Annotated in this window: 15 protein-coding genes; 5 read left to right on the top strand and 10 right to left on the bottom strand. The window is 71.5% G+C overall.

Annotated elements, in window-relative coordinates:
• Window positions 1-25 precede the first annotated feature (25 nt).
• The 7 genes from asnB to QUY26_RS02875 form a co-directional block, all read right to left on the bottom strand.
• Window positions 26-1,954 carry an asparagine synthase (glutamine-hydrolyzing) gene (asnB, locus tag QUY26_RS02905; protein ID WP_289943517.1) on the bottom strand — a complete coding sequence of 643 codons (1,929 nt, stop codon included), beginning with the start codon at window positions 1,952-1,954 and terminating at the stop codon, window positions 26-28.
• A 3-nt stretch (window positions 1,955-1,957) separates the two neighbouring features.
• Window positions 1,958-3,478: a Wzz/FepE/Etk N-terminal domain-containing protein gene (locus QUY26_RS02900; RefSeq protein WP_289943516.1), complete on the bottom strand. Its 1,521-nt coding sequence runs from the start codon at window positions 3,476-3,478 to the stop codon at window positions 1,958-1,960.
• A complete protein-coding gene (locus QUY26_RS02895) occupies window positions 3,475-4,842 on the bottom strand; it encodes a Wzz/FepE/Etk N-terminal domain-containing protein (protein WP_289943515.1) in 1,368 nt (455 codons plus the stop codon). The genes QUY26_RS02900 and QUY26_RS02895 overlap by 4 nt, the downstream gene beginning before the upstream one ends.
• The gene (locus tag QUY26_RS02890; protein WP_289943514.1) at window positions 4,839-6,104 is read right to left on the bottom strand and encodes a glycosyltransferase family 4 protein; all 1,266 of its coding nucleotides are present in this window, start codon (window positions 6,102-6,104) and stop codon (window positions 4,839-4,841) included. The genes QUY26_RS02895 and QUY26_RS02890 overlap by 4 nt, the downstream gene beginning before the upstream one ends.
• Complete coding sequence (locus tag QUY26_RS02885; RefSeq protein ID WP_289943513.1) at window positions 6,094-7,410, bottom strand: nucleotide sugar dehydrogenase; 1,317 nt, start codon at window positions 7,408-7,410, stop codon at window positions 6,094-6,096. Before QUY26_RS02885 ends, QUY26_RS02890 begins: the two co-directional genes overlap by 11 nt.
• Before the next feature lie 73 nt (window positions 7,411-7,483).
• A complete protein-coding gene (locus tag QUY26_RS02880; protein ID WP_289943512.1) occupies window positions 7,484-8,962 on the bottom strand; it encodes a sugar transferase in 1,479 nt (492 codons plus the stop codon).
• Between the two features lie 642 nt (window positions 8,963-9,604).
• Window positions 9,605-11,149, bottom strand: a complete 1,545-nt coding sequence (locus QUY26_RS02875) for an InlB B-repeat-containing protein (RefSeq protein ID WP_289943511.1) — start codon at window positions 11,147-11,149, stop codon at window positions 9,605-9,607.
• A gap of 536 nt (window positions 11,150-11,685) precedes the next feature.
• Between QUY26_RS02875 and QUY26_RS02870 the strand changes: the two genes are divergently transcribed.
• The 4 genes from QUY26_RS02870 to QUY26_RS02855 all read left to right on the top strand — a co-directional run bounded on the left by QUY26_RS02870 (window position 11,686) and on the right by QUY26_RS02855 (window position 14,411).
• On the top strand, window positions 11,686-13,086 hold the full coding sequence (locus QUY26_RS02870; RefSeq protein ID WP_289943510.1) for a tetratricopeptide repeat protein: 1,401 nt from the start codon (window positions 11,686-11,688) through the stop codon (window positions 13,084-13,086).
• 84 nt (window positions 13,087-13,170) lie between these two features.
• Window positions 13,171-13,500: a hypothetical protein gene (locus QUY26_RS02865; RefSeq protein ID WP_289943509.1), complete on the top strand. Its 330-nt coding sequence runs from the start codon at window positions 13,171-13,173 to the stop codon at window positions 13,498-13,500.
• Window positions 13,501-13,504: 4 nt separating this feature from the next.
• Window positions 13,505-13,771: a DUF4235 domain-containing protein gene (locus QUY26_RS02860; RefSeq protein WP_289943508.1), complete on the top strand. Its 267-nt coding sequence runs from the start codon at window positions 13,505-13,507 to the stop codon at window positions 13,769-13,771.
• 175 nt (window positions 13,772-13,946) lie between these two features.
• Window positions 13,947-14,411, top strand: a complete 465-nt coding sequence (locus QUY26_RS02855; protein ID WP_289943507.1) for an SRPBCC family protein — start codon at window positions 13,947-13,949, stop codon at window positions 14,409-14,411.
• Window positions 14,412-14,527: 116 nt separating this feature from the next.
• On the opposite strand, the gene QUY26_RS02850 is transcribed toward QUY26_RS02855, so the two are convergent.
• The 3 genes from QUY26_RS02850 to QUY26_RS02840 form a co-directional block, all read right to left on the bottom strand.
• Window positions 14,528-16,642 (bottom strand): MMPL family transporter, encoded by a 2,115-nt coding sequence (locus QUY26_RS02850; protein ID WP_289943506.1) that lies wholly within the window; start codon window positions 16,640-16,642, stop codon window positions 14,528-14,530.
• 262 nt (window positions 16,643-16,904) lie between these two features.
• Window positions 16,905-17,219 (bottom strand): hypothetical protein, encoded by a 315-nt coding sequence (locus QUY26_RS02845; protein WP_289943505.1) that lies wholly within the window; start codon window positions 17,217-17,219, stop codon window positions 16,905-16,907.
• A complete protein-coding gene (locus tag QUY26_RS02840; RefSeq protein ID WP_289943504.1) occupies window positions 17,216-17,605 on the bottom strand; it encodes an ArsR/SmtB family transcription factor in 390 nt (129 codons plus the stop codon). Before QUY26_RS02840 ends, QUY26_RS02845 begins: the two co-directional genes overlap by 4 nt.
• Before the next feature lie 291 nt (window positions 17,606-17,896).
• Here QUY26_RS02840 and QUY26_RS02835 point away from each other — a divergent pair, with 291 nt between their 5' ends.
• Window positions 17,897-18,961, top strand: coding sequence for an alpha/beta hydrolase (locus QUY26_RS02835; protein WP_289943503.1), 1,065 nt, complete (start codon window positions 17,897-17,899; stop codon window positions 18,959-18,961).
• The last annotated feature ends 76 nt before the right edge of the window (window positions 18,962-19,037 follow it).

The following is a 19,037-nucleotide window of genomic DNA, read 5'->3' as shown; positions in this document are numbered from 1 at the left end:
CGGAGCTCCTATGTCTTCCACACCGTCAGGCCGCTTGGCTCTGGCTGGGGCCAGAGGTCGCGCCGCGGTACCAGTACTCGAGGGTCAGCACGTGCCACAGATGTTTGGAGAAGTCCCGCTGCCCGGCGGCGTCCTCGGCGACCATGCGCGCGAGGGCGTCACGGCGCAGGAGGCCGGAGCTGACGAGCAGACCGTCGTTGACCACCTCGTGCACCAGCGGCGCCAGATCCCGGCTCATCCAGGCCCGCAGCGGTGCGCTGAACAGGCCCTTGGGCCGGTACACGATCTCCCGGGGCAGGATCGAGGTGGCCGCCTCCTTGAGGACGGCCTTGCCCTGCCGTTTGACGATCTTGCGGTCGCCGGGGACCGCGAACGCCGCCCTGACCACCTCGACGTCCACGTAGGGCACCCGCACCTCGGTCGACGCGGCCATGCTGGAGCGGTCCGTGTAGGTCAGGTTCAGGCCCGGCAGGAACATCCGTGCGTCGCCCAGGCACATGCGGTTCACGAAGTCGTCGAGGTCGTTGTCCTCGTAGACGTCCGCGTGCTCGGTCAGGACGTCCTGGACCGTCCCGGCCAGGTCCGGATCGACCAGGGCGAGCAGCTCCTCCTGGTCGTACATGGTGTAGCTGCGCCGGAACGCGGTCTCCTCCGGCAGGTCCGCGAAGGACAGGAACCGCTTCGCGAACCGCACCGAGCGGTACCCCCGGCGGGCCGACGCGACCGGCAGCCGGTCCACGGCCGCGTACACCCCGCGCCGCAGGGGCCGCGGGACGCGCTGGTAGCGCAGCGCCAGCACGTTCGCCAGGTGCTTGCGGTACCCCGCGAACAGCTCGTCGGCGCCCATCCCCGAGAGCATCACCTTGACCCCGGCCTCCCGGGCGGCCGTGCAGATCAGGAACGTGTTGATCGCGGCGGGGTCGCCGATCGGCTCGTCCAGGTGGTACGTCATCCGCGGCAGCAGGTCGAGCACGTTCGGGGCGATCTCGATCTCGTGCAGATCGACGCCGAACTGCTCGGCCACCTTCCGGGCGTAGCGCAGGTCGTCCGGCATCGCCTCGAACTTGGCGTCCTCGGCGCGGAACCCGATCGTGTAAGCGGAGATCCCGGGCTGGTGGCGGGCCGCGAGCGCGGTCAGATAGCTGGAGTCGAGACCACCGGACAGGAAGGTCGCCACGGGCACGTCGGAGAGCAGGTGCTGGCGGGTCGACTCCTCGACGACGGCGGCCAGGTCCGGCTGCTCTCCGGCGAGGGCCCGCTCCCGGCCCTCGGCGGCGACGTCCTTCAGGTGCCAGTACCGGCCGCGCTCCGTCCGGCCGTCGGGCCGGATCCGCAGCCAGCTCCCCGGCGGCAGCTTCTCCGCCTCGCGGAACGCGCACCGCGAGTCCGGCACCCAGTAGTAGAGCAGCGAGGCCACCAGCGCCCCGTGGTCGACTTCGAGGGAACCGCCGGTCACCGCGGCGAGCGCCTTCAGCTCGGAGGCGAACACCAGCCCCTCGCCGCGCCGGATCAGGAACAGCGGCTTGATGCCCAACTGGTCCCGGACGAGCACCAGTTCGCCCGTGCGCTCGTCGAAGATCCCGAACGCGAACATGCCGCGCAGCCGGGGCAGACAGTCCGTGCCCCAGCGCCGCCAGGCCTCCAGGACCACCTCGGTGTCGGAAGTCCCGCGGAAGCGCACCCCGGCGGCCGTCAACTCGGCCCGCAGCTGCGGCGCGTTGTACAGCTCGCCGTTGTACGTCAGGGCCAGGCCGCCCGAGACCATCGGCTGGGCGCCCGTCTCGGACAGGTCGATGATGGCGAGGCGGCGGTGCCCGAGGTGCACCTCGCCGTCACCGGCGGGGTGGCTGTACCGGCCCGCGCCGTCCGGACCCCGGTGCGCGAGTGTCTCGGTGAGCCGGTCGGTCACGACCTTGCCGTCCGGCCATCGGAAAGTGCCTGCGATGCCACACATGATCTACCGCGCCTCCTGGTCGCTGTTCGGGACCCGCGCGGCCGGCACCGGCGGTCGCTCCATCCGCAGCTGACCTGTCCCGTGCCGGGTCATCCGCTTGAAGGGGCCGCGCACCGCGGTGTGCAGCCCGTCCCACAGGGTGCCGTCGGTCCGGTCCCGCGGATCGGGGTCGATCAGCACCACACCGATCACCGGGATGTCCAGGTCCGCGAGCTGCCGCGCCACGGTGTGCAGCCAAGCGGCGCTGCCGTGCCCGGCGCGCACGACGAGCACGGTCCGGGCGCCGAGGAAGCGCAGGTCGGTCCACGCCGTGCCGGGCGCGACCGAGCCCACGCCGAGCCGCCGCGTCTGCTGCGGCACGGCGGCGGCGTCCTCACCGCCGACCACGTCCGGGTCGCCCGGCTCCCTGCGGCGGCCCGACAACTGTGCGCCGGGCAGGCCGTCGACGACGACCACGGGACCCTCCGCCGCCAGGGCCCGCGCGACGTCCAGAGCGATGACGCTCGCGGTGCGCGCGCACCCCAGTTCCAGGAGCGACACCGGTTCCGCGGAGCCGCGCACGGTGCGGGCCAGGCTCGTGGTGAGCCGGGACCGTGCCGCGCGGGTCCGGCGGAGCTGCCACACCCGGGCCGACCGGCGCGGCAGCCGGGGCAGCTCGGCGATGACCGAGGCGCCGAGGTCGGCCGCGATCTGACGGCGCAGCACGGGGCGGTCCGCCACCACCGTGCCGACCGCGGCCACCGCGATGCCGAGCACGAGCCCGAGCACGAGCCCGATCCCGGCGCTGGTGGCGGCGGCCTTGGGCAGGGAGTGCGGCACCGCGCGCGCCGCGTCCACGATCTGCGTACCGGCGACGAGCCGGGGCGTGCCGACCCGTGCCTCCTCGGCGCGCTGGGCGAAGTCGGCGATCCGCGAGTTCAGCTCGGCCCTGCGGGCGAAGAGCGACTCGATGCTCGCCGAGTCCCTCGAATCGCCCTCAGGAGAGCGGCCGCCGATCTCCTCGTTGACCTTTGCGAGCTCCTCCTTCATGCGCTCACGCTGCTCGAGCAGGGCCTTGGACTCCGCCTTCGCGGTCTCCCGCATCCGCCGCACATGGTCGGCGACGAACGCCTCGGCCAGCGCCTTGGCCCGGGCCACGGCCTTGGCCTCGGTGTCGGCCGTCACATGGATCTGCATCAGGTTGTTGGTCAGGCCCGTGCCCCGGTAGTCCCGCATGAAGTCCTCCGGGTTCTCCGGGGACTTGAGGGACTGCAGGGCCTTGCTCGCGATCCGGGTCGTCTTCAGCAGCTCGACGTCGGTGCGGATCAGTGTCCCGGTGTCGTTCGGCTGGTCCTCCTGGTGCGCGACGAGGACCTTGGTCGCCGCGGTCGGCGGCGGCGGTCGCAGCACCGCGAACGCCGCGCCGAGCAGCAGCCCGACCACCGCGAGGGAGCACCAGAGGCGACGGCGCCTGCGCACCGCCACGACCAGCGCCTGCAAGTCGAGGAGCGGAGTGGAGTCCGACGGCTCCGAAGTCGTGGTCACCCGGCACCTCCCGTCGCGGGACCGCGCGCCGCGAGCGCCGGTGCGGCGTTCTCGGCGGGGCGTCCCGCGGCCCGTGCCGGACGGTCCTGGACCGTACCGGCGACGACGACGCCGACGACCTCGTGCCTGGCGTCCGCACATGCCTCGGCGACGCCGCGCAGTTCCCCGGCGGTCCAGCTGCCCGCGCTGAGCACGACCAGGGCGCCGGACTCCGTGTCGCGGTCCGGCACGGTCGGCCGGTCCACGGACACGTCCACCACCCGCAGCATCGGATCGCCCTTGGACTCGGCGACGAGCTGTTCGGCGGCCCTCAGGGCGATCTCGTCCCCGTCCGGCACGACCACCAGGATGCGCCGGGGGGCCAGCAGCCTCTCCCGGAGGCGGGCGCACACCCGCCGGTAGCGGACCCGTCTGCTCTCCTCGTCGCCGGACCGGCGCGGAGCCGGCAGGTCCCACCGGACGTCGAGGCCGAGCAGCCGGCGGACCCGGGCCCGCGCGCCACCGCCCTCGGGCCGGCGCGCGGGCCCTCGCTGCGCCACGTCGACGGCGCCGAGGACGGTGGAGCCCAGCGCCGCCGCGATCTCCGGCTCGGTCCGCAGCCTGCGGTTGCCCCGCGCGGCGGCCAGGTGACCGATGACCGTGAACAGGAAGAACAACAGTGCACCGGCGGCGACGAACTGCGTTCTCGTCGGCGGCGCCTCGCTGGTCGGCCGGGCCGCCGGGCCCATGACGACCATGCCGGCCCTGTTGGTCGCGCGGTCGGACTCGTCCAGTTTCTTCATGGCTTCCTGCAGCGTGGTGCGCAGCTTCTCGAGTTCGGTACGGGCCTGCACGCTCTCCACGGTCTGCCCGGGGTCGGCCGCGTTGGCCAGGTCGGTGATGCGGCGGTTGGTCTCCGCCACCTGCTGCCGCAGCGCCTCGGGGCCCGTGGCCTTGTCGGACTCGGGGTCGCCGTCCGCGATTCGCGCGGTGAAGCGGACGAACTGCTCCGCCATCCGGTCGGAGAGGCGTTGCGCGCGCTCGGGGCTCTCGGCCGTACCCGAGATCTTGATGATGTTCCCGTCGGAGGCCTTGGCGCTCACTTGATCCCGCAGCTCGCCGCCGCTGACGCCCTTCCAGCGGAGCGTGGCGGCAGCGCGGTCGACCACCGCCGAACTCGTCGCGATCTCCGCTTGGGTCAACAGCTCGCGCTCCTCCCACTGCCCCGGCAGGAGTACCGATGCCGAAGCCGTGTACCGCGGCGGGAACAGCACCGAGGTGCCGTAGCCGACGAGCGCGCCCAGCACGGCGACGATGACGAGGAGCCGCCAACGCCGACGGAAGATCCGCCCGATCGTGACCAGGCGTATTGCTTCTTCGCTCAACTGCGCTGCCTCTTCCCTGTACGGATCGGGGCGCGGGCCGACACCGGGGTGCGGTCACGGCAGGCGGCGGCGTAGGCAGCGAGCAGCGACACTTGCGAGTTCTGCCAGGACAGCTCTCCGCCGATCCGCTCCTGGCCGATCTTGCCCATGCGGGCGCGCCGCTCCGGATCGTCGAGGAGCAGCGCGACGAGCTCGGCGAAAGCGGCCTCGTCGTTGGCGGGCGCGTAGACGGCGGCGTCCCCGGCGGAGACGCGGGCCTCCCGAAGGTCGAACGAGACGATCGGCCGACCCATCGCCATGTACTCAAGGACCTTGTTCATGGTCGACACGTCGTTCAGCGGATTGCGCGGATCGGGGGAGAGGCACACGTCCGCGGTGGACAGGTAGCGCACCAGGTCCGCGTCCGGGATGCGCCCGGTGAACTGCACCTGGTCCGACAACCCGAGCTGTTGTGACAGCTCCACCATCGAATCGAAGGCGTCGCCCGCGCCGACGAACACCGCGTGCCAGTCGGTCCGCCCGAGCTCGTCGCGCAGTTTCGCGAGGGCCCGCAAGGCGTAGTCGACCCCGTCCTGCGGCCCCATCACGCCCAAATAGCACAGCAGATGGGGCTTGCCGCGCTTCAACTCCGGCTCGGGCGGCACCGGTTGGAACCGCTCGACCGCGGGCGCGCTGCGCACCACGAAGACGTCCTCGGGTCTCTTGCCGCCCCGGCTCACCGCGACGTCGCGGTAGCTCTCGTTCGTGGCGATCACGATGTCGGCGGCGCGGTACGTCAGCCGTTCGAGGGCGCACACGGCGCGGTAGAGCAGGTCCTTGCCGCGGTCGAAGCGCGACAGGTACAGCTCGGGCACCAGGTCGTGCTGGTCGAAGACGAACCGCGCGCCGCGCCGGGTCAACCGGCGCGCCGGCAGGAACAGCAGGTCCGGCGGGTTGCAGGCGTGGACCACGTGGACCGGTCCCACCTTGCGGGCGAGCCGGTAGGTGTGCCACAGCGCCGATCCGTACTCCCGGAGGTAGCCTGCCGGGCCCCCGGTGGCGGCACGCAGCGGGTAGCGGTGGATCCGCACCCCGTCGATCACCGCCTCCGGTTCCGTGTCCCGCTTCTCCCCCCGGGGGCAGATGACGTCCACCGTCCAGCCCGCGTCGCGCAGCGTCGTGCATTCCTGCCACACCCGCCGGTCGAAGGGCACCGACAGGTTCTCCACCAGGATCAGCGCGCGTCGGCCCTGCCGACGACCGCTGGTTGCGTTACCAAGCAAGTCCCACGTACCCCGGTTCGGCCCGGCGCGCGTCGGCGTCGGGAAGGTGGATGAGGTCGACGATGACCGGGTCCGCACCATGGGGCAGCGCCGCGAGGACGGCTGGATCCCTGGTGCCGACGAGGCACACCTCGGCGTGCTCGAGCACCTCGTCGACGGAGTCCGCGAGCAGTTGCCCGAGGTGCGGAAGGCGGGTCTCGATGTACTCGCGGTTCGCGCCGAGGAGCCGCGAGAGGCTCACGTTGGCGTCGTGGATCCGCAGGTCGTAGCCCTTGCCGAAGAGCCGCTCCGCCAGCTCGACGAGCGGGCTCTCGCGGAGGTCGTCGGTGCCGGGCTTGAAGGACAGACCGAACAGGCCCACCCGGCGCTTCCCGGTGCGCTCGACCAGGTCCACCGCACGCTGCAGATGATCGGCGTTGGACGGCAGCACATGGGCGAGGATCGGCACCGAGACATCGGCCCGCTGCGCCGCGTGGACCAGGCTGCGCAGGTCCTTGGGCAGGCAGGAGCCCCCGAAGGCGAACCCGGGCCGCAGATAGGCGGGGCTGATGTTCAGCTTGCGGTCGGCGAGGAACACGTCCATCACCTGATGCGAGTCGACGCCCAGCGCCTGGCACACCGCGCCCAGCTCGTTCGCGAAGCCGATCTTGAGCCCGTGGAACGCGTTGTCCGCGTACTTGATCGCCTCGGCCGCGGGGACCGGCACCCGGAACACCTCGCCGGGCAGGGTCTCGTACAGCGCCGCCACCACGTCGCCGCTCGCCCTGTCGAGCTCGCCGATGACAGTCTTGGGCGGGTCGAAGAAGTCCCGCACGCTCGTGCCCTCGCGCAGGAACTCAGGGTTGACCGCGACCCCGATGTCCACCCCGGCCGTGCCGCCGACGGACTTCTCCAGGATCGGCACCAGCAGGTTCAGACACGTGCCCGGGAGCATGGTGCTCCGGAACACGACGGTGTGCTGTCCGCCGCGTTCGGCCACCGCGGCACCGATCTGCTCGGTGACCCGCTCCAAGTACGTGGTGCACAGGCTGCCGTTGGGTTCCGACGGCGTGCCCACACAGACCAGGGACACCTCGCTGTTCATGATCGCATCGCGCACGTCGGCGGTGGCGCGCAGCTTCCCCGACCCCACGACCTCGGCGACGAGCTCGCCGATCCGCTCCTCGACCACCGGCGTCCTGCCGTCGTTCACCATGTCGACCTTCACCTGGTTCACATCGACGCCGATCACGTCGTGACCCAGGCTGGCCAGGCACGCGGCCGACACACAGCCCACGTAGCCGAGCCCTAAGACACTGACTCTCATCAACCGTTCCTCCCCCCAGGCACGCCCTTTCGGCCTGCCTTCCGTTCGCCGGTCGGACGACTCCCCCCGGGTTTCAATAGGCCCCCTGCCCCTGGACCACCGCACGCAGCGTCTTCCACAAGATCACTGTGTCCAGGGCGAGCGACCAGTCCTCCACGTACCGCAGGTCGAGCCGGACGGCCTCCTCCCACGGCAGATCACTGCGTCCGCTGATCTGCCACAGGCCGGTGAGCCCGGGCTTGACCAGGAGCCGCCGCCTGATGTCCGGGCCGTAGGCGGCGGACTCCTCCGGCAGCGGGGGCCGGGGACCGACGAGCGACATCGATCCGGTCAGTACGTTGAAGAGCTGCGGCAGTTCATCGATCGAGTACCGCCGCAGGAACGCCCCCACCCGTGTCACCCGCGGATCCCGGCGGAGCTTGAACAGCAGCCCCGCGCCCTCGTTCAGGTCGGCGAGCGCGGCCCGGGCCCCGTCGGCACCGGCGACCATGGTGCGGAACTTGTAGATGGTGAACTCGCGGCCGTCCTTGCCGACCCGGCGCTGGCGGTAGAACGCACCGCCCGGGCTGTCCATCAGCACGAGCAGTCCGACGAGCACCATCAGTGGTGCGAACAGGACCAGCAGGATCACCGCGCTCATCCGGTCGACCACCGCCTTGATCGCGCGGCGGCCGCCGGTGAAGGTCGGCATGCTGACCCGGAGCAGCGGGATCCCGAGCACCGCGTCGACGTGCAGCCGCGGTCCGGCCACTTCCATCAGGACGGGGGCCACGACCATCTCGGCGTCGCAGCCTTCGAGGTTCCAGGCGAGCCGTTGCAGCCGGTCCGGTGACCAGTGCGGGTCGGGTGTGACCGCGACGACGCGGTAGCCGTCACGGCGGACGTGGCCCGCGACGTCCGCCAGTTCACCGACGACCGGCACCCCGTCGAGGTTGTCCCCTTCGATCCCGTGCCCGTCGGTCGTGCACACCGCCTCCACCCGCCAGCCGAGGTGCGGGAACTTGCGGGCCCTGGTGATCAGCTCGCGCACGGTGGCCGGGCTGCCGGCGGCGAGTACCGGCCTCAGGCACCGTCCTTCCTTGCGCTGCTTGTGCAGCCACAGGCGCAGCACATAGCGCGCGGTCATGGTCACGAGCGCGATCGCGGGGATCGCGACGAAGATCCAGAGTTTGATGTTGCGCGAGGTGAGGGCGATTCCGCCGAGTGCGAGGACGACCGCCGCCGTAAAGAGCGAACGCCCGAGCCGACGGAATTCCTCGGCTCCCTGTCCGAGAACTGCCGGAGCCCACGACCGGCTCACCGCAAGTGATCCCAGGATCAACAATTCGGTGCCGAAAGCGAGAAAGGCCCAGTTCTCGTGCCAGTTGGCCGCGTCACGTACCCCGAAGAAGCCCCCGATCGCCGCCACCACGAAGGCGGTGGCCACGGTGTCGCTGGTGATCACTGCACGGCGGTATCGCTGCTCCCAATCGCTCGCGGGCCGACTGTTTGCCCCGTTCGTCGAACGCCCGCGCGTCGACGGAAACGGGTTGACTAATTCCCCCTGTTGCACAGAACCCCCCAGGTTGCGCCATGGTGCGACGTGTCGCCTGCTCCCCTGTTCATCCCCCCGGGAGGTCTCACCCCCGGTGCCGCGCTGTTCCTCCCGCGAGAGGCCCCCGCCTCCCGCGCACGACATAGCGAATGCTTCAGCGCTGCAGAATCAACTCACCCTGGCGGCAACGCACCCATAGGCCCTGCCGAACCCTTGAGTCGAGTCGGAACCCTTCAAAACTCCCGGGTGCTCCCCGCACCCGAGCCCCCCTGCCGAGCTCCGAGAATTGATCACCCCCAAGCCTGGCGCCGGGGACGCTCCTGCTGGCTGTGCCTGGCGCCAAACCCATAGATCATTAACGGTTGCTTCGTCTCCGAACAGCTGAAGCACGGTCAATTTAGACCATGGGGATCAGGTTGTAGAGGGGGTGTGTGCAATTCGTGCCGAAGCTTTGAGAGCCGATTTACCGGCAGGTGACCTCCCAGGGGTGCCGGTACGGCGAGTACATGCCCTGTGACCTGTGGTGATGGAGATCGCACCGTCGGCGCCACCGACAACTTCAAGCCGTCCCGGCGCAGGCAACTTGACCGATCTCAGGGCCGTTCGGCCCCCGGGGAGGGCCGTTCGGCCCCCGCCGCCGACGCATGCGGAACGCTGGGGTCAGGTCCGGGTGAAGACCGCGCGGAGGGTGTAGGCGCGGTCCATGGTCATCGTCACGTGCTCGTCGGTGATGTCGTGGCGGCGGCCGTCGACGATCCAGGCGCTGACGCGGTAGCCGGGCGCGGGTGCGGCGGTGACGGCGACGGTGGTGCCGGGGGCGTAGGGGCCGTGGACGGCGGGGCGGATCGTGCCGTTCGGTCCTGACTGGAGAGTGAGCCGGTGCCGGGTGCGATTCAGCTTCAGGGAGCGGTACTCGGCGACGATGGGGGCGGTGAGGCGGGCCAGGGCGGCGTTGTTGTTGTCCGTGTCGCCGAGGGGCTGGCCGTCGACGGTGTTCTCGGTGTTGGAGTACTGGTTGACCGGGCTGCACGGGCGGCCGCAGTTCTCGGCGTACGCCATCAAGGTGTGGTAGTCGCGCCGCGGAGTGATCCAACCGGTGCCGTAAGGGGCGTTGAGCAGGTGCTCGTACCCGCCGGGGGCCTGCTTGGCGAGCGTGCTGCGGTCGTGGAACAGCCCGAGGTTGTGCCCCAGTTCGTGCCCGAGGTTGTACCAGTCGACCAGGGACTGGACGTCGACGGCGGAGTAGGCGAGCTCGCTGTCCATCCGGCCGCGGGTGGGCAGACTGGCCTGCCCGGAGGAGCCGTTGGGGACGTCGTTGATGACGGTGACGAGATCGACGCCCAGCTGCTCGCGGTAGCGGTGCGCCGTCGCGCCGAGGAAGGCGTCTCGGGGGTTGGAGAGCCTGTCGAGCATGACGGCGGCCGTCTGGTCGCCCCAGTACTGGGTGTTGTAGCTGCCGACGATGTCGATACTGGCCGCGATGTTGCTGTCGGCAAGGGCCTGGTTCATGTAGGACTCGGCGAGCCGGAGCCGGGCCAGCATCGCCTGCTCGCTGCCGAGGCGGCGGACGGCGGGCGGGGTGTATCCGGCGAGGACGTCGATGACGACGGGGTCGCCGGGCGCGGCGGGGGCACGGTTCTTGAGGGAGTCGTGCAGCTTCCGCGCGGTGTCCTTGCCGAGGGCGCCGTTGTCGGGCTCGGGGCGGCGGCGCGCGTCCGGATCCTCCTCCGTGATCCGCACCCGGGGCTGCTTCCCGGGCAGCGTGGTGAGGTGGTACGCGTGCGTCTCCAGGTCGATCAGCGCGTCGACGGTCGGCGGTGCTTTTTTCTTCGCGGGCGCACACACATGGCTCGCGGAGATCACCGCCTGGTCCTCCGGCGCCCCCTTCGCGTGGCCGGTCCAGGTGACCGTGTCCCCGTTGACCTCGCGGCCGTCCTGGACGACGGTGAGGCGGACGTCGGGAAAGAGCTCGAGCGTGTGCTCGTCGGCCCGGCCGAAGCCGCCGGAGCCGCACAGCCACTGGTAGTCGGCGACGTCGAGGTCGACGGTGCGTTCCCGCAGCACGTCCTTCTCGTACGCGGGCGGGCCGGGTTCCCCGGGTCGGGGCGCGGCGGCGGCCGCACTCCCGGCGAGGGACAGCGCGGTGGCGCAGACCAGGGCAGAGCAAGCCGTGCCGCGAAGGCGCGGGCGTCGCGTCGAGATCATGGCGCTAGCCGTTCCACCGCCCCGGCGCACGGCAAGCGGACGTCGAGCCCGCGTCACCCGAGTGCGCCGGGGCCGGCACTCCCATGGCGGCTGCGTGGAGGACATGCTCCAGTGGGGGACGGTCGAGCCGGAGACGTTCTTGAGGAGCAAAGAAAGCAAACTCATCTGGCTTCAGTGCGCGACCCGACCGAGGGGAAGAGGCCCGACGAGCCGACGGCACGCTGAAGGCCCTTCGCCCCCCGGATCCGCCGACAACCGTTCGGGCGGGCCCTGACAGTCACCGGACAACGGGGTCCTCGTCCGGCTCGCCGACACCAGCGGCAGCGGCGCCCCTTCGGATCCCTCCTCCGGTACGTCGATGCCTCGGCACCGCGCGCAGGCACCCCTGCTACGCCTGCGCCCTCGGCACCGCGCGCAGGCCCCCTCCCGTACGCCGGGTCCCGGCGCCCAGGGAGCACGGCGAGCGAAGTGGTGTCCGCCGTTCCACCACCGGGCAGAGAACACTGCGGCACGAGGCGACCCGTCGGGAGGACACTGTGGCCACGGACCGGCACGCGCACGCGATGACGCACACCGACGCCGACGCCGTACGGCACTACGAGTCGGCACTCGACCACCTGCTCTACTTCCGGGAGGAGGTCGCACCGGAGGCCCTGGCGGTGCTCGACGCGTCGCCGCGCTCCGCGATGGGGCACGTCCTCGGCGCGTACCTCGGCCTGCTCGGAACGGAGCAGCAGGACGCGGCGGAGGCGGCCACGGCCTTCGAGGCGTATCGCGCGGACGTGCACGCGGCCGACCTCACCCCGCGCGAGCGCATGCACGTCGAGGCCGCCTCGCTCTGGCTCGACGGGGACATGCACGCGGCGGGCCGCGTCCTCGCCGACCTCGTCGTGGCACACCCGAAGGACGCCCTCGCCCTCGCCGTCGGCCACCAGATCGACTTCTTCACCGGCAACGCCGTGCTGCTGCGCGACCGCGTCGGCGGCGCGCTGTCCGCCTGGGACACCGACGATCCGCACTACGGCCTGCTCCAAGGCATGTACGCGTTCGGCCTGGAAGAGGCCGGGCACTACGCGCCGGCCGAGCGCGTGGGCCTGGACGCCGTCGCACGCAATCCGCGCGACGTCTGGGGCATCCACGCCGTCGTGCACGCCTACGAGATGCAGGGGCGGTACGAGGACGGCATCCGCTACCTCGACGCCCGCGCCGACGACTGGTCGGCCGGCAACTACCTCAACGTGCACAACTGGTGGCACTACGCCCTGTACGTCATGGAGACGGGCCGCACCGACAAGGTCCTCGAGGTCTACGACAGCGCCGTGCACCACGACGGCTCGGGCGGAGCCGCGATGGAGCTCCTGGACGCCGCGTCCTTGCTCTGGCGGCTCCACCTCGCGGGCACCGACACCGGCGACCGCTGGCCCGTCCTCGCGGACGCCTGGGCGCGGCGCGGCGACGGCGCGTACTACGCCTTCAACGACGTCCACGCCGTCATGGCCCACGTCGGGGCCGGCCGCTTTGCGGACGCCGAACAGCTCATCCGCGACCGGGAGCACTGGCTGCGGGACGCGGGCTCCGGGCGGCCGGGGCTCTCCAACGCCGCGATGACCGCCGAGATCGGGCTTCCGGTGTGCCGGGCCCTCGTGGCGTACGGGCAGGAGCGCTACGCGGACGCGGTCGACCTGCTGCTGCCGCTGCGGTACCGCCTCCACACCTTCGGCGGCAGCCACGCCCAGCGGGACGCCGTGCAGAAGACCCTGGTCGAGGCGGCACTGCACGCCGGACGCCACGACTTGGCGCGCACGCTCCTGAGCGCCCGCGTCCACCTGCGCCCCCGGTGCCCCTACGACCAGGACGCGTGGGCGCGGCTCGCCAAGGGCGTCAGGGCCCGGCGAGCGGCGGCGGGGCAGGGCGGCGATCCGTGGACGCCGGTGTGAAGCCGCCGCTCCGGGGCACCCGGAGTGGCGAAGATCGAAGCGTTTCGTCGGCCGACGCGGTCGAGACCGAAGGAGTACTGATCCATGACCCAGCGGACGCACCAATCGAAGAGCCCGGCCGTCTCCAAGGGGTTGCGCAAGCACGCCGAGGAGACCAAGCAGGGGCTCGGCCGGACGGTCGACGCGCTGGCGGCGGCGACGACCGATGTGAAGGCCAAGGCCGCCCACACCACCGACCAGGCCAAGGAGTTGGCCGGTCAGGCCGGGGACAAGCTCCAGGAACAGACGCCCGAACTGCTGAAGCAGAAGGCGGGCCGAGGCGCCGAGGCGGCGCGCAACAACCGCGTCCTACTGCTGGCCGCCACAGCCGGCGTGACCGCGCTGTGGCTGGTGTTCCGGCGCAAGGAGAAGTGAGACCTTGCGTGCGGCCACGATCGCCTACAAGCCGGTCGGCCTGGTCCTCGGCGCGGTCAGCGGCATGCTGGCCGGCGCGCTGTTCCGGCAGGCGTGGAAGAAGCTCGGCCACGAGGAGGACGCGCCGGACGCCAGGGACGAGGACCGGACCTGGGGCGAGGTGTTGCTCGCGGCCACGCTCCAGGGCGCGATCTTCGCCGTCGTCAAGGCCGCGGTGGACCGGGGCGGAGCGGTGGCCACGCACCGGCTGACCGGGACGTGGCCCGGCTGAGGGGGCGGTCCGCCCGGCGGCACCGCCCGCCGACTGGACCCCGACGGCGCCGTGCCGCGGAAGGCGCGACGTCATCCAGCACGACTTACAGACCGGATCCCGCACGACGAACAGACCGGATCCCGCACGACGAACGGACCAGGTCCGCGCCCGCGGACCAGGAGGAGGCACGCTGATGAGCACGGTCACGGAGACGGTGGACGTCGAGGTTCCCGCTCGCACTGCCTACAACCAGTGGACGCAGTTCGAGGAGTTCCCGAACTTCATGGAGGGCGTGGAGAAAGTCGTCCAGCTCGACGACCGGCGCAACCACTGGACCACCAAGGTCGCCGGCGCACGCAGGGAGTTCGACACGGAGATCGTCGACCAGCTCCCGGACGAGCGCATCGCCTGGCGTACGACCAGCGGTGACATCAAGCAGATGGGCATGGTCCGCTTCCAGTCCCTGGACGCGGGCCGAACGCGCGTGGAACTCGTGATCGAGATCGAGAGCGAGGGCCTTGCGGAGAAGGCCGCCGAGACGGTCGGTGTCATCGACCGCCGGGTCAAGGGCGACATGCAGCGGTTCAAGCAGTACATCGAGCACCGCGCGCAGGAGTCGGGGGCATGGCGCGGCCGGATCAGGCCCGAGGACGTCTGACACCTGAGACGCGGAGCGGCGTGCACCGGGGGAGTCGGGGCCGCCTGAGCGGACGCGGGCGTGGTGCGGCGAGCCGGTGACCGGGTCGCCGCACCACCCGGGGGCGGCGGGCTCGTTCAGACCGTGACCCGCGCCGTGGCCTCTTCCGTCGCCTCCGCCCGCCGCTCCGGCGCGTGGCACAGCTTCCCGGGCCACCAGAACCAGCGGCCCAGGTCCAGGGCCAGAGCGGGCACCAGGACCGTGCGGACGAGGAAGGTGTCGAGCAGGACGCCGATGCCGACGATCACGCCCATCTGCGCCATGGTCACCAGCGGAAGGCCCGCGAAGACCGCGAAGGTCGCGGCGAGTACGACGCCCGCGGAGGTGATGACGCCGCCGGTGCTGGTCAGGCCCTCCAGGATGCCGTGGGTGTGGCCGAGCCGGGCGGCCTCTTCCCTGACGCGGTGCATCAGGAAGATGTTGTAGTCGATGCCGAGGGCGACGAGGAAGACGAAGCCCATCAGGGGGATCGACCAGTCCACGCCGGCGAATCCGAGCGCGTGCTCGAACAGCAGGTTCGAGGCGCCGAGCGCCGCGAAGTAGGACAGCACCACCGTCGCCAGGAGCAGGACGGGGGCGACCAGCGCCCGCAACAGCCAGATCAGGACGGCCAGGACGACCAGCAGGACGACCGGGACGATCGTCGTCAGGTCGCGGTCGGCGGCCCGTCGGGTGTCGAGGGTCTGCGCGGTGGTGCCGCCGACCAGCGCGTCGGCGCCGTCCACGGCGTGCACGGCATCCCGGAGGCGGTCGACGGTGTCCTCGGCGGCCCGGCTGTCCGGCGCGTGCTTCAACACCACGGAGAGCTCGGCGAGTCGGCCGTCGCCTGTGCGGGCGCCGTCCTCGACGCGCGCCACCCCCTCGACCCGGGACGCGGCCTCCCGCACCCGCCCGGCCTGCGGAGCGTTCGTGATGACCTTCGCGGGGTCGGAGGCGCCCGACGGATAGTGGGCGGAGATCTTCTCCTGCGCGATCACCGACTCGGGCTTGTCCTGGAACATCTCCGCCTGCGTCAGGCCCCTGTCGATGCCGAAGGCGCTGAGCGCGAGGAGCCCGGTGACCGCGACCGACATCAGCCAGGACCAGCGGGGGCGCAGTGCGACGGCCGCTCCGACACGGGACCAGACCGTACGTTCCTTGCGCGCGGGCGTGCCGTGGCGGGGGACGAAGGGCCAGAACACCCAGCGGCCCACGGCGACAAGGAGGGCCGGCAGGACGGTGACCATCGCGAGGAAAGCGCACACGACACCGACCGCGCCGACCAGGCCGAGCGAGCGCGAGGAGTTGATGTCGGCGAGGGCGAGGCAGGCCAGGCCGACGGCGATGGTCCCGGCCGACGCGAGGACCGCGGGGCCCGAGCGGCGCTGGGCGATCCGCATCGCCGTGTGCCGGTCCTCGTGGCGGTGCAGCTCTTCGCGGTAGCGGGCGATGAGTAGCAGCGCGTAGTCGGTGCCGACGCCGAAGACGAGGACCATGAGCACGCCCGCGCTCTGCGGGTCGACGGGCAGGTCGGCGTGCTGGGCGAGGAGGTAGGTGCCGACCTGGGTGAGGACGGCCGCGAAACCGACCGCGATCAGCGGGAACAGCCACAGGACCGGGCTGCGGTAGGTGATCAGGAGCAGCACGGTGACGACGAGGCCGGTGGCGATCATCAGGGTCGAGTCGAGGCTGTCGAAGACCGCGACCTGATCGGTGAGCGAGCCTGCCGGACCGCCGACCTCGACGTCGAGGCCCGGCTGCGCGTGCGCGCCCGCGATGTCGCGCAGGTCCTCGACCTTGTCGGTGAGGTCGTCGTCCTCCCTGGACAGGGGGACCAGGACCATGAGGGCCTCGCCGTCGTCCGACGGCAGCGGTCGCGAGACCTCCTCACCCGGGGCCGCGAGCCGCGCGAACGCGGACCGGTCGGCGGTGGCGGCCCGCTCGGCGGCGGTCGCCGCGTCGGCTCCGTCGCCGGTGTAGACGACGACCGCCGGCATGACCGGGTCGTCGCGGAACCTCTCCAGTTCCGTGTTGAGCTTCGCGGACTCCGCGCCGCGCGGCAGGAACGCGTTGGCGCTGGTGTCCTCGACCTCGCCCAGCTTTCCGGCCAGCGGGCCGAGCGCCACGGCGAGGATCAGCCAGGCCGCGAGGACGAGCCATTTCGAGCGCCGTCCGGCGGGCGCACCGGCGATGCGCTGGAGCAGCGGACGCATGAGTAGTCTCCTTCATGTGGAGCGCGCCGCCGGTCACCGACCGGCATCAGGCGCACGGGACCCGCGCCACGGCGTCTGCGGTGTGACGACCTGCCGTGGCGTCCGGGTGGTGGTGTCGGTCCGGGGCCTTGGCCCCGGGGTGTGTTCTGCCTGGGTACGGCCGGGAGTTGCCGCTCCTGGCCGTACCGCGTGGATGGCGCGTCCGGTGGGCGCCGCGCGCGTCGTCGTACGGTCGCGCGTGCTCACCCACGGGCTGCCGCGCCTATTCGATCTCGCGCATCATCTTCTCCATCGACGTCACGGCGAGGCGGGTCTGCGCCAGTTCCTCACGTGTCTGCCGCATTTCCTCGGTCGAACGCCGGTGCAGCTCGACGTTGTCCTCGAGGAGCTGTGCGTACTTCGTCGCGAGTTGCCTGTACTGCTCCTCGCGGGCAGCGAGCATCCGGGCCCGCCAGGTGGCGGCGAGCTGCCAGACGATCACGATCAGCAGGAGGAAGAACCCGCCCGCGCCGATCCCGCCTACCCATGCCCCCACCAGGTCGGATTCGGCGGCGAGCGTCGCCCCTTGTCCGTTCACTTCGTTTCCTCTTTCGTGGTGTCCGCGGTGTTCGTGGTGCCGTGGGCCTCGGCCCGGCCTTCGCGTGTGTCGGTGAGAGTCCGTACCGCCTCGTGGATGACCTCCGGAGTCAACTCGTAGAGAAACGGGGCGACGTCGAAGTACTTCACGGTCTTGCCGTCGTCGGCTGCCTCCAGCGATCCGACGACGAGGCCGGCGCCTTCGAGCAGCTTCAGGTGCATGTGCAGCAGCGGGCGGCCCATGCCGATCTCGCGGGCCAGCGCGCTGACGTAGTTCCGGCGAGCGGTGAGCGCGGCGACGATCCGCATCCGGTGCGGATTGCCCAGCGCGGTGAGCACCTTGAGCAACTTGTCGCCCGTCGGTTCCGGAGCCTGCTCCTCGGCCATCGCGGCCTCTCTCCCTTGTTCCTGTCAAGAAAAGCTGACATGCCCGGGGACGCCTGTCAAAGATTCTTGACACATCTCGGGGGCGCGTCAGGGAGAGATGGGGGACGTCTCGGGGGTGCCTCAGGGCCGGCTGCGGGTTCGGCGGCTGCTGACTTCTGGGTGCCGACTGCTCCCACGGGAGTAGCGCCCGACTCTCAGCGGCGGATGCCACCCCGCCCCGGCCTCCCTAGCGTCGAGGACATGGCGCCTGACCCTCCTGCCCCACCCCCTCACCACCGAACGGTCACGATCATGCGCAAGAAGACTCGATTCAAGGTTCTGCTGGCCCTGCTGCCCCTCGTCGTCCTTCTCTCGCCCGGCCCGGCCGGCGCCGCCCCCGCCGTGGGGGAGCGCGAGTCCGTGGGCACACGAACGACCGCACCGGACGGTGCCCGCGTCATCGCGGAGCGGCGCCTCGGCCCGCGCCTGCGCGATCTCACCGTCTCCTCGCCCGCGCTGGGACGCGACGCGAAGGTCCGGCTGCTCACCCCGGACGGCTGGGAGCGGCGCCGGCCCCAGGACCGCTGGCCCGTGCTCTACCTCCTGGTCGGCGGCGACGGCAACTACAAGGCCTGGACGGAGGACTACGCCGCCCGCCTCCACGAGGTGCCCGCGCTGCGTGACGTCCTGGTCGTCATGCCCGAGATGCCGCTGTTCGGCTTCTACACCGACTGGTTCAACCGCGGCGAGGGCGGCCCGCCCGCCGTCGAGACCTTCCACCTGGGCGAGATGCGCCCTCTTCTGGAGCGGAGCTACGGCGCCGGGACGCGCCGTGTGGCGGCGGGCGAGTCGCAGGGCGGATTCGGCGCCCTGTCGTACGCGGCGCGTCACCCCGGACTGTTCCGCGCGGTCGCGAGCTACAGCGGTTTCGTGCACCCCTCGCGACATCCGCACGCGATCAGGGCCGGAATGACGTACCTGGGGCTCGACTGGCGGGCCCTGTGGGGCGACCCGGTGACCGACCGCGCCAACTGGCATGCCCACGACCCCTATTACCTCGCCGAACGTCTGCGCGGAGTCCCCGTCCACCTCGCCGCCGGCGACGGTACCGCGGGCCCACTGGACCCGCCCGACGTGGAGCCCGACCCGGAGATCCCCGGCCTGGAGGATCCGGCGGCCCCGTTCCCCGAGGACGCCGTCTCCCCGACCGAGACACTCATGGCTCGTCAGTCCCGGGCGCTCGCCGACCGTTTGCACCGCGTCGGCGTCCCGGTGACCACCCACTTCTACTCGGGCACCCACTCACCGCCGTACTGGGCGAGGGAGTTCCACCGGTCCCTGCCGATGCTGCTCCGCGCGCTGGAACCCACTGCTTGACCTCCGGCCGTCGGCGCCGGGCCGAGAGCGCCGCTGTCACCCCTGGCTGTCGCCGCACAGGTGCAACGCGGGGCGC

The organism is Streptomyces flavofungini (assembly GCF_030388665.1).
In the GTDB taxonomy this organism is placed as follows: domain Bacteria; phylum Actinomycetota; class Actinomycetes; order Streptomycetales; family Streptomycetaceae; genus Streptomyces; species Streptomyces flavofungini_A.
This window is presented reverse-complemented; position numbering and strand designations above follow the sequence as displayed.

What these genes read in the sequence shown, in the direction of transcription:
- asnB (WP_289943517.1), bottom strand. Translation starts at nt 1,954, where the DNA reads ATGTGTGGCATCGCAGGCACTTTCCGATGGCCGGACGGCAAGGTCGTG.
- QUY26_RS02885 (WP_289943513.1), bottom strand. Translation starts at nt 7,410, where the DNA reads ATGAGAGTCAGTGTCTTAGGGCTCGGCTACGTGGGCTGTGTGTCGGCC.
- QUY26_RS02875 (WP_289943511.1), bottom strand. Translation starts at nt 11,149, where the DNA reads ATGATCTCGACGCGACGCCCGCGCCTTCGCGGCACGGCTTGCTCTGCC.
- QUY26_RS02865 (WP_289943509.1), top strand. Translation starts at nt 13,171, where the DNA reads ATGACCCAGCGGACGCACCAATCGAAGAGCCCGGCCGTCTCCAAGGGG.
- QUY26_RS02855 (WP_289943507.1), top strand. Translation starts at nt 13,947, where the DNA reads ATGAGCACGGTCACGGAGACGGTGGACGTCGAGGTTCCCGCTCGCACT.
- QUY26_RS02850 (WP_289943506.1), bottom strand. Translation starts at nt 16,642, where the DNA reads ATGCGTCCGCTGCTCCAGCGCATCGCCGGTGCGCCCGCCGGACGGCGC.
- QUY26_RS02840 (WP_289943504.1), bottom strand. Translation starts at nt 17,605, where the DNA reads ATGGCCGAGGAGCAGGCTCCGGAACCGACGGGCGACAAGTTGCTCAAG.
- QUY26_RS02835 (WP_289943503.1), top strand. Translation starts at nt 17,897, where the DNA reads ATGCGCAAGAAGACTCGATTCAAGGTTCTGCTGGCCCTGCTGCCCCTC.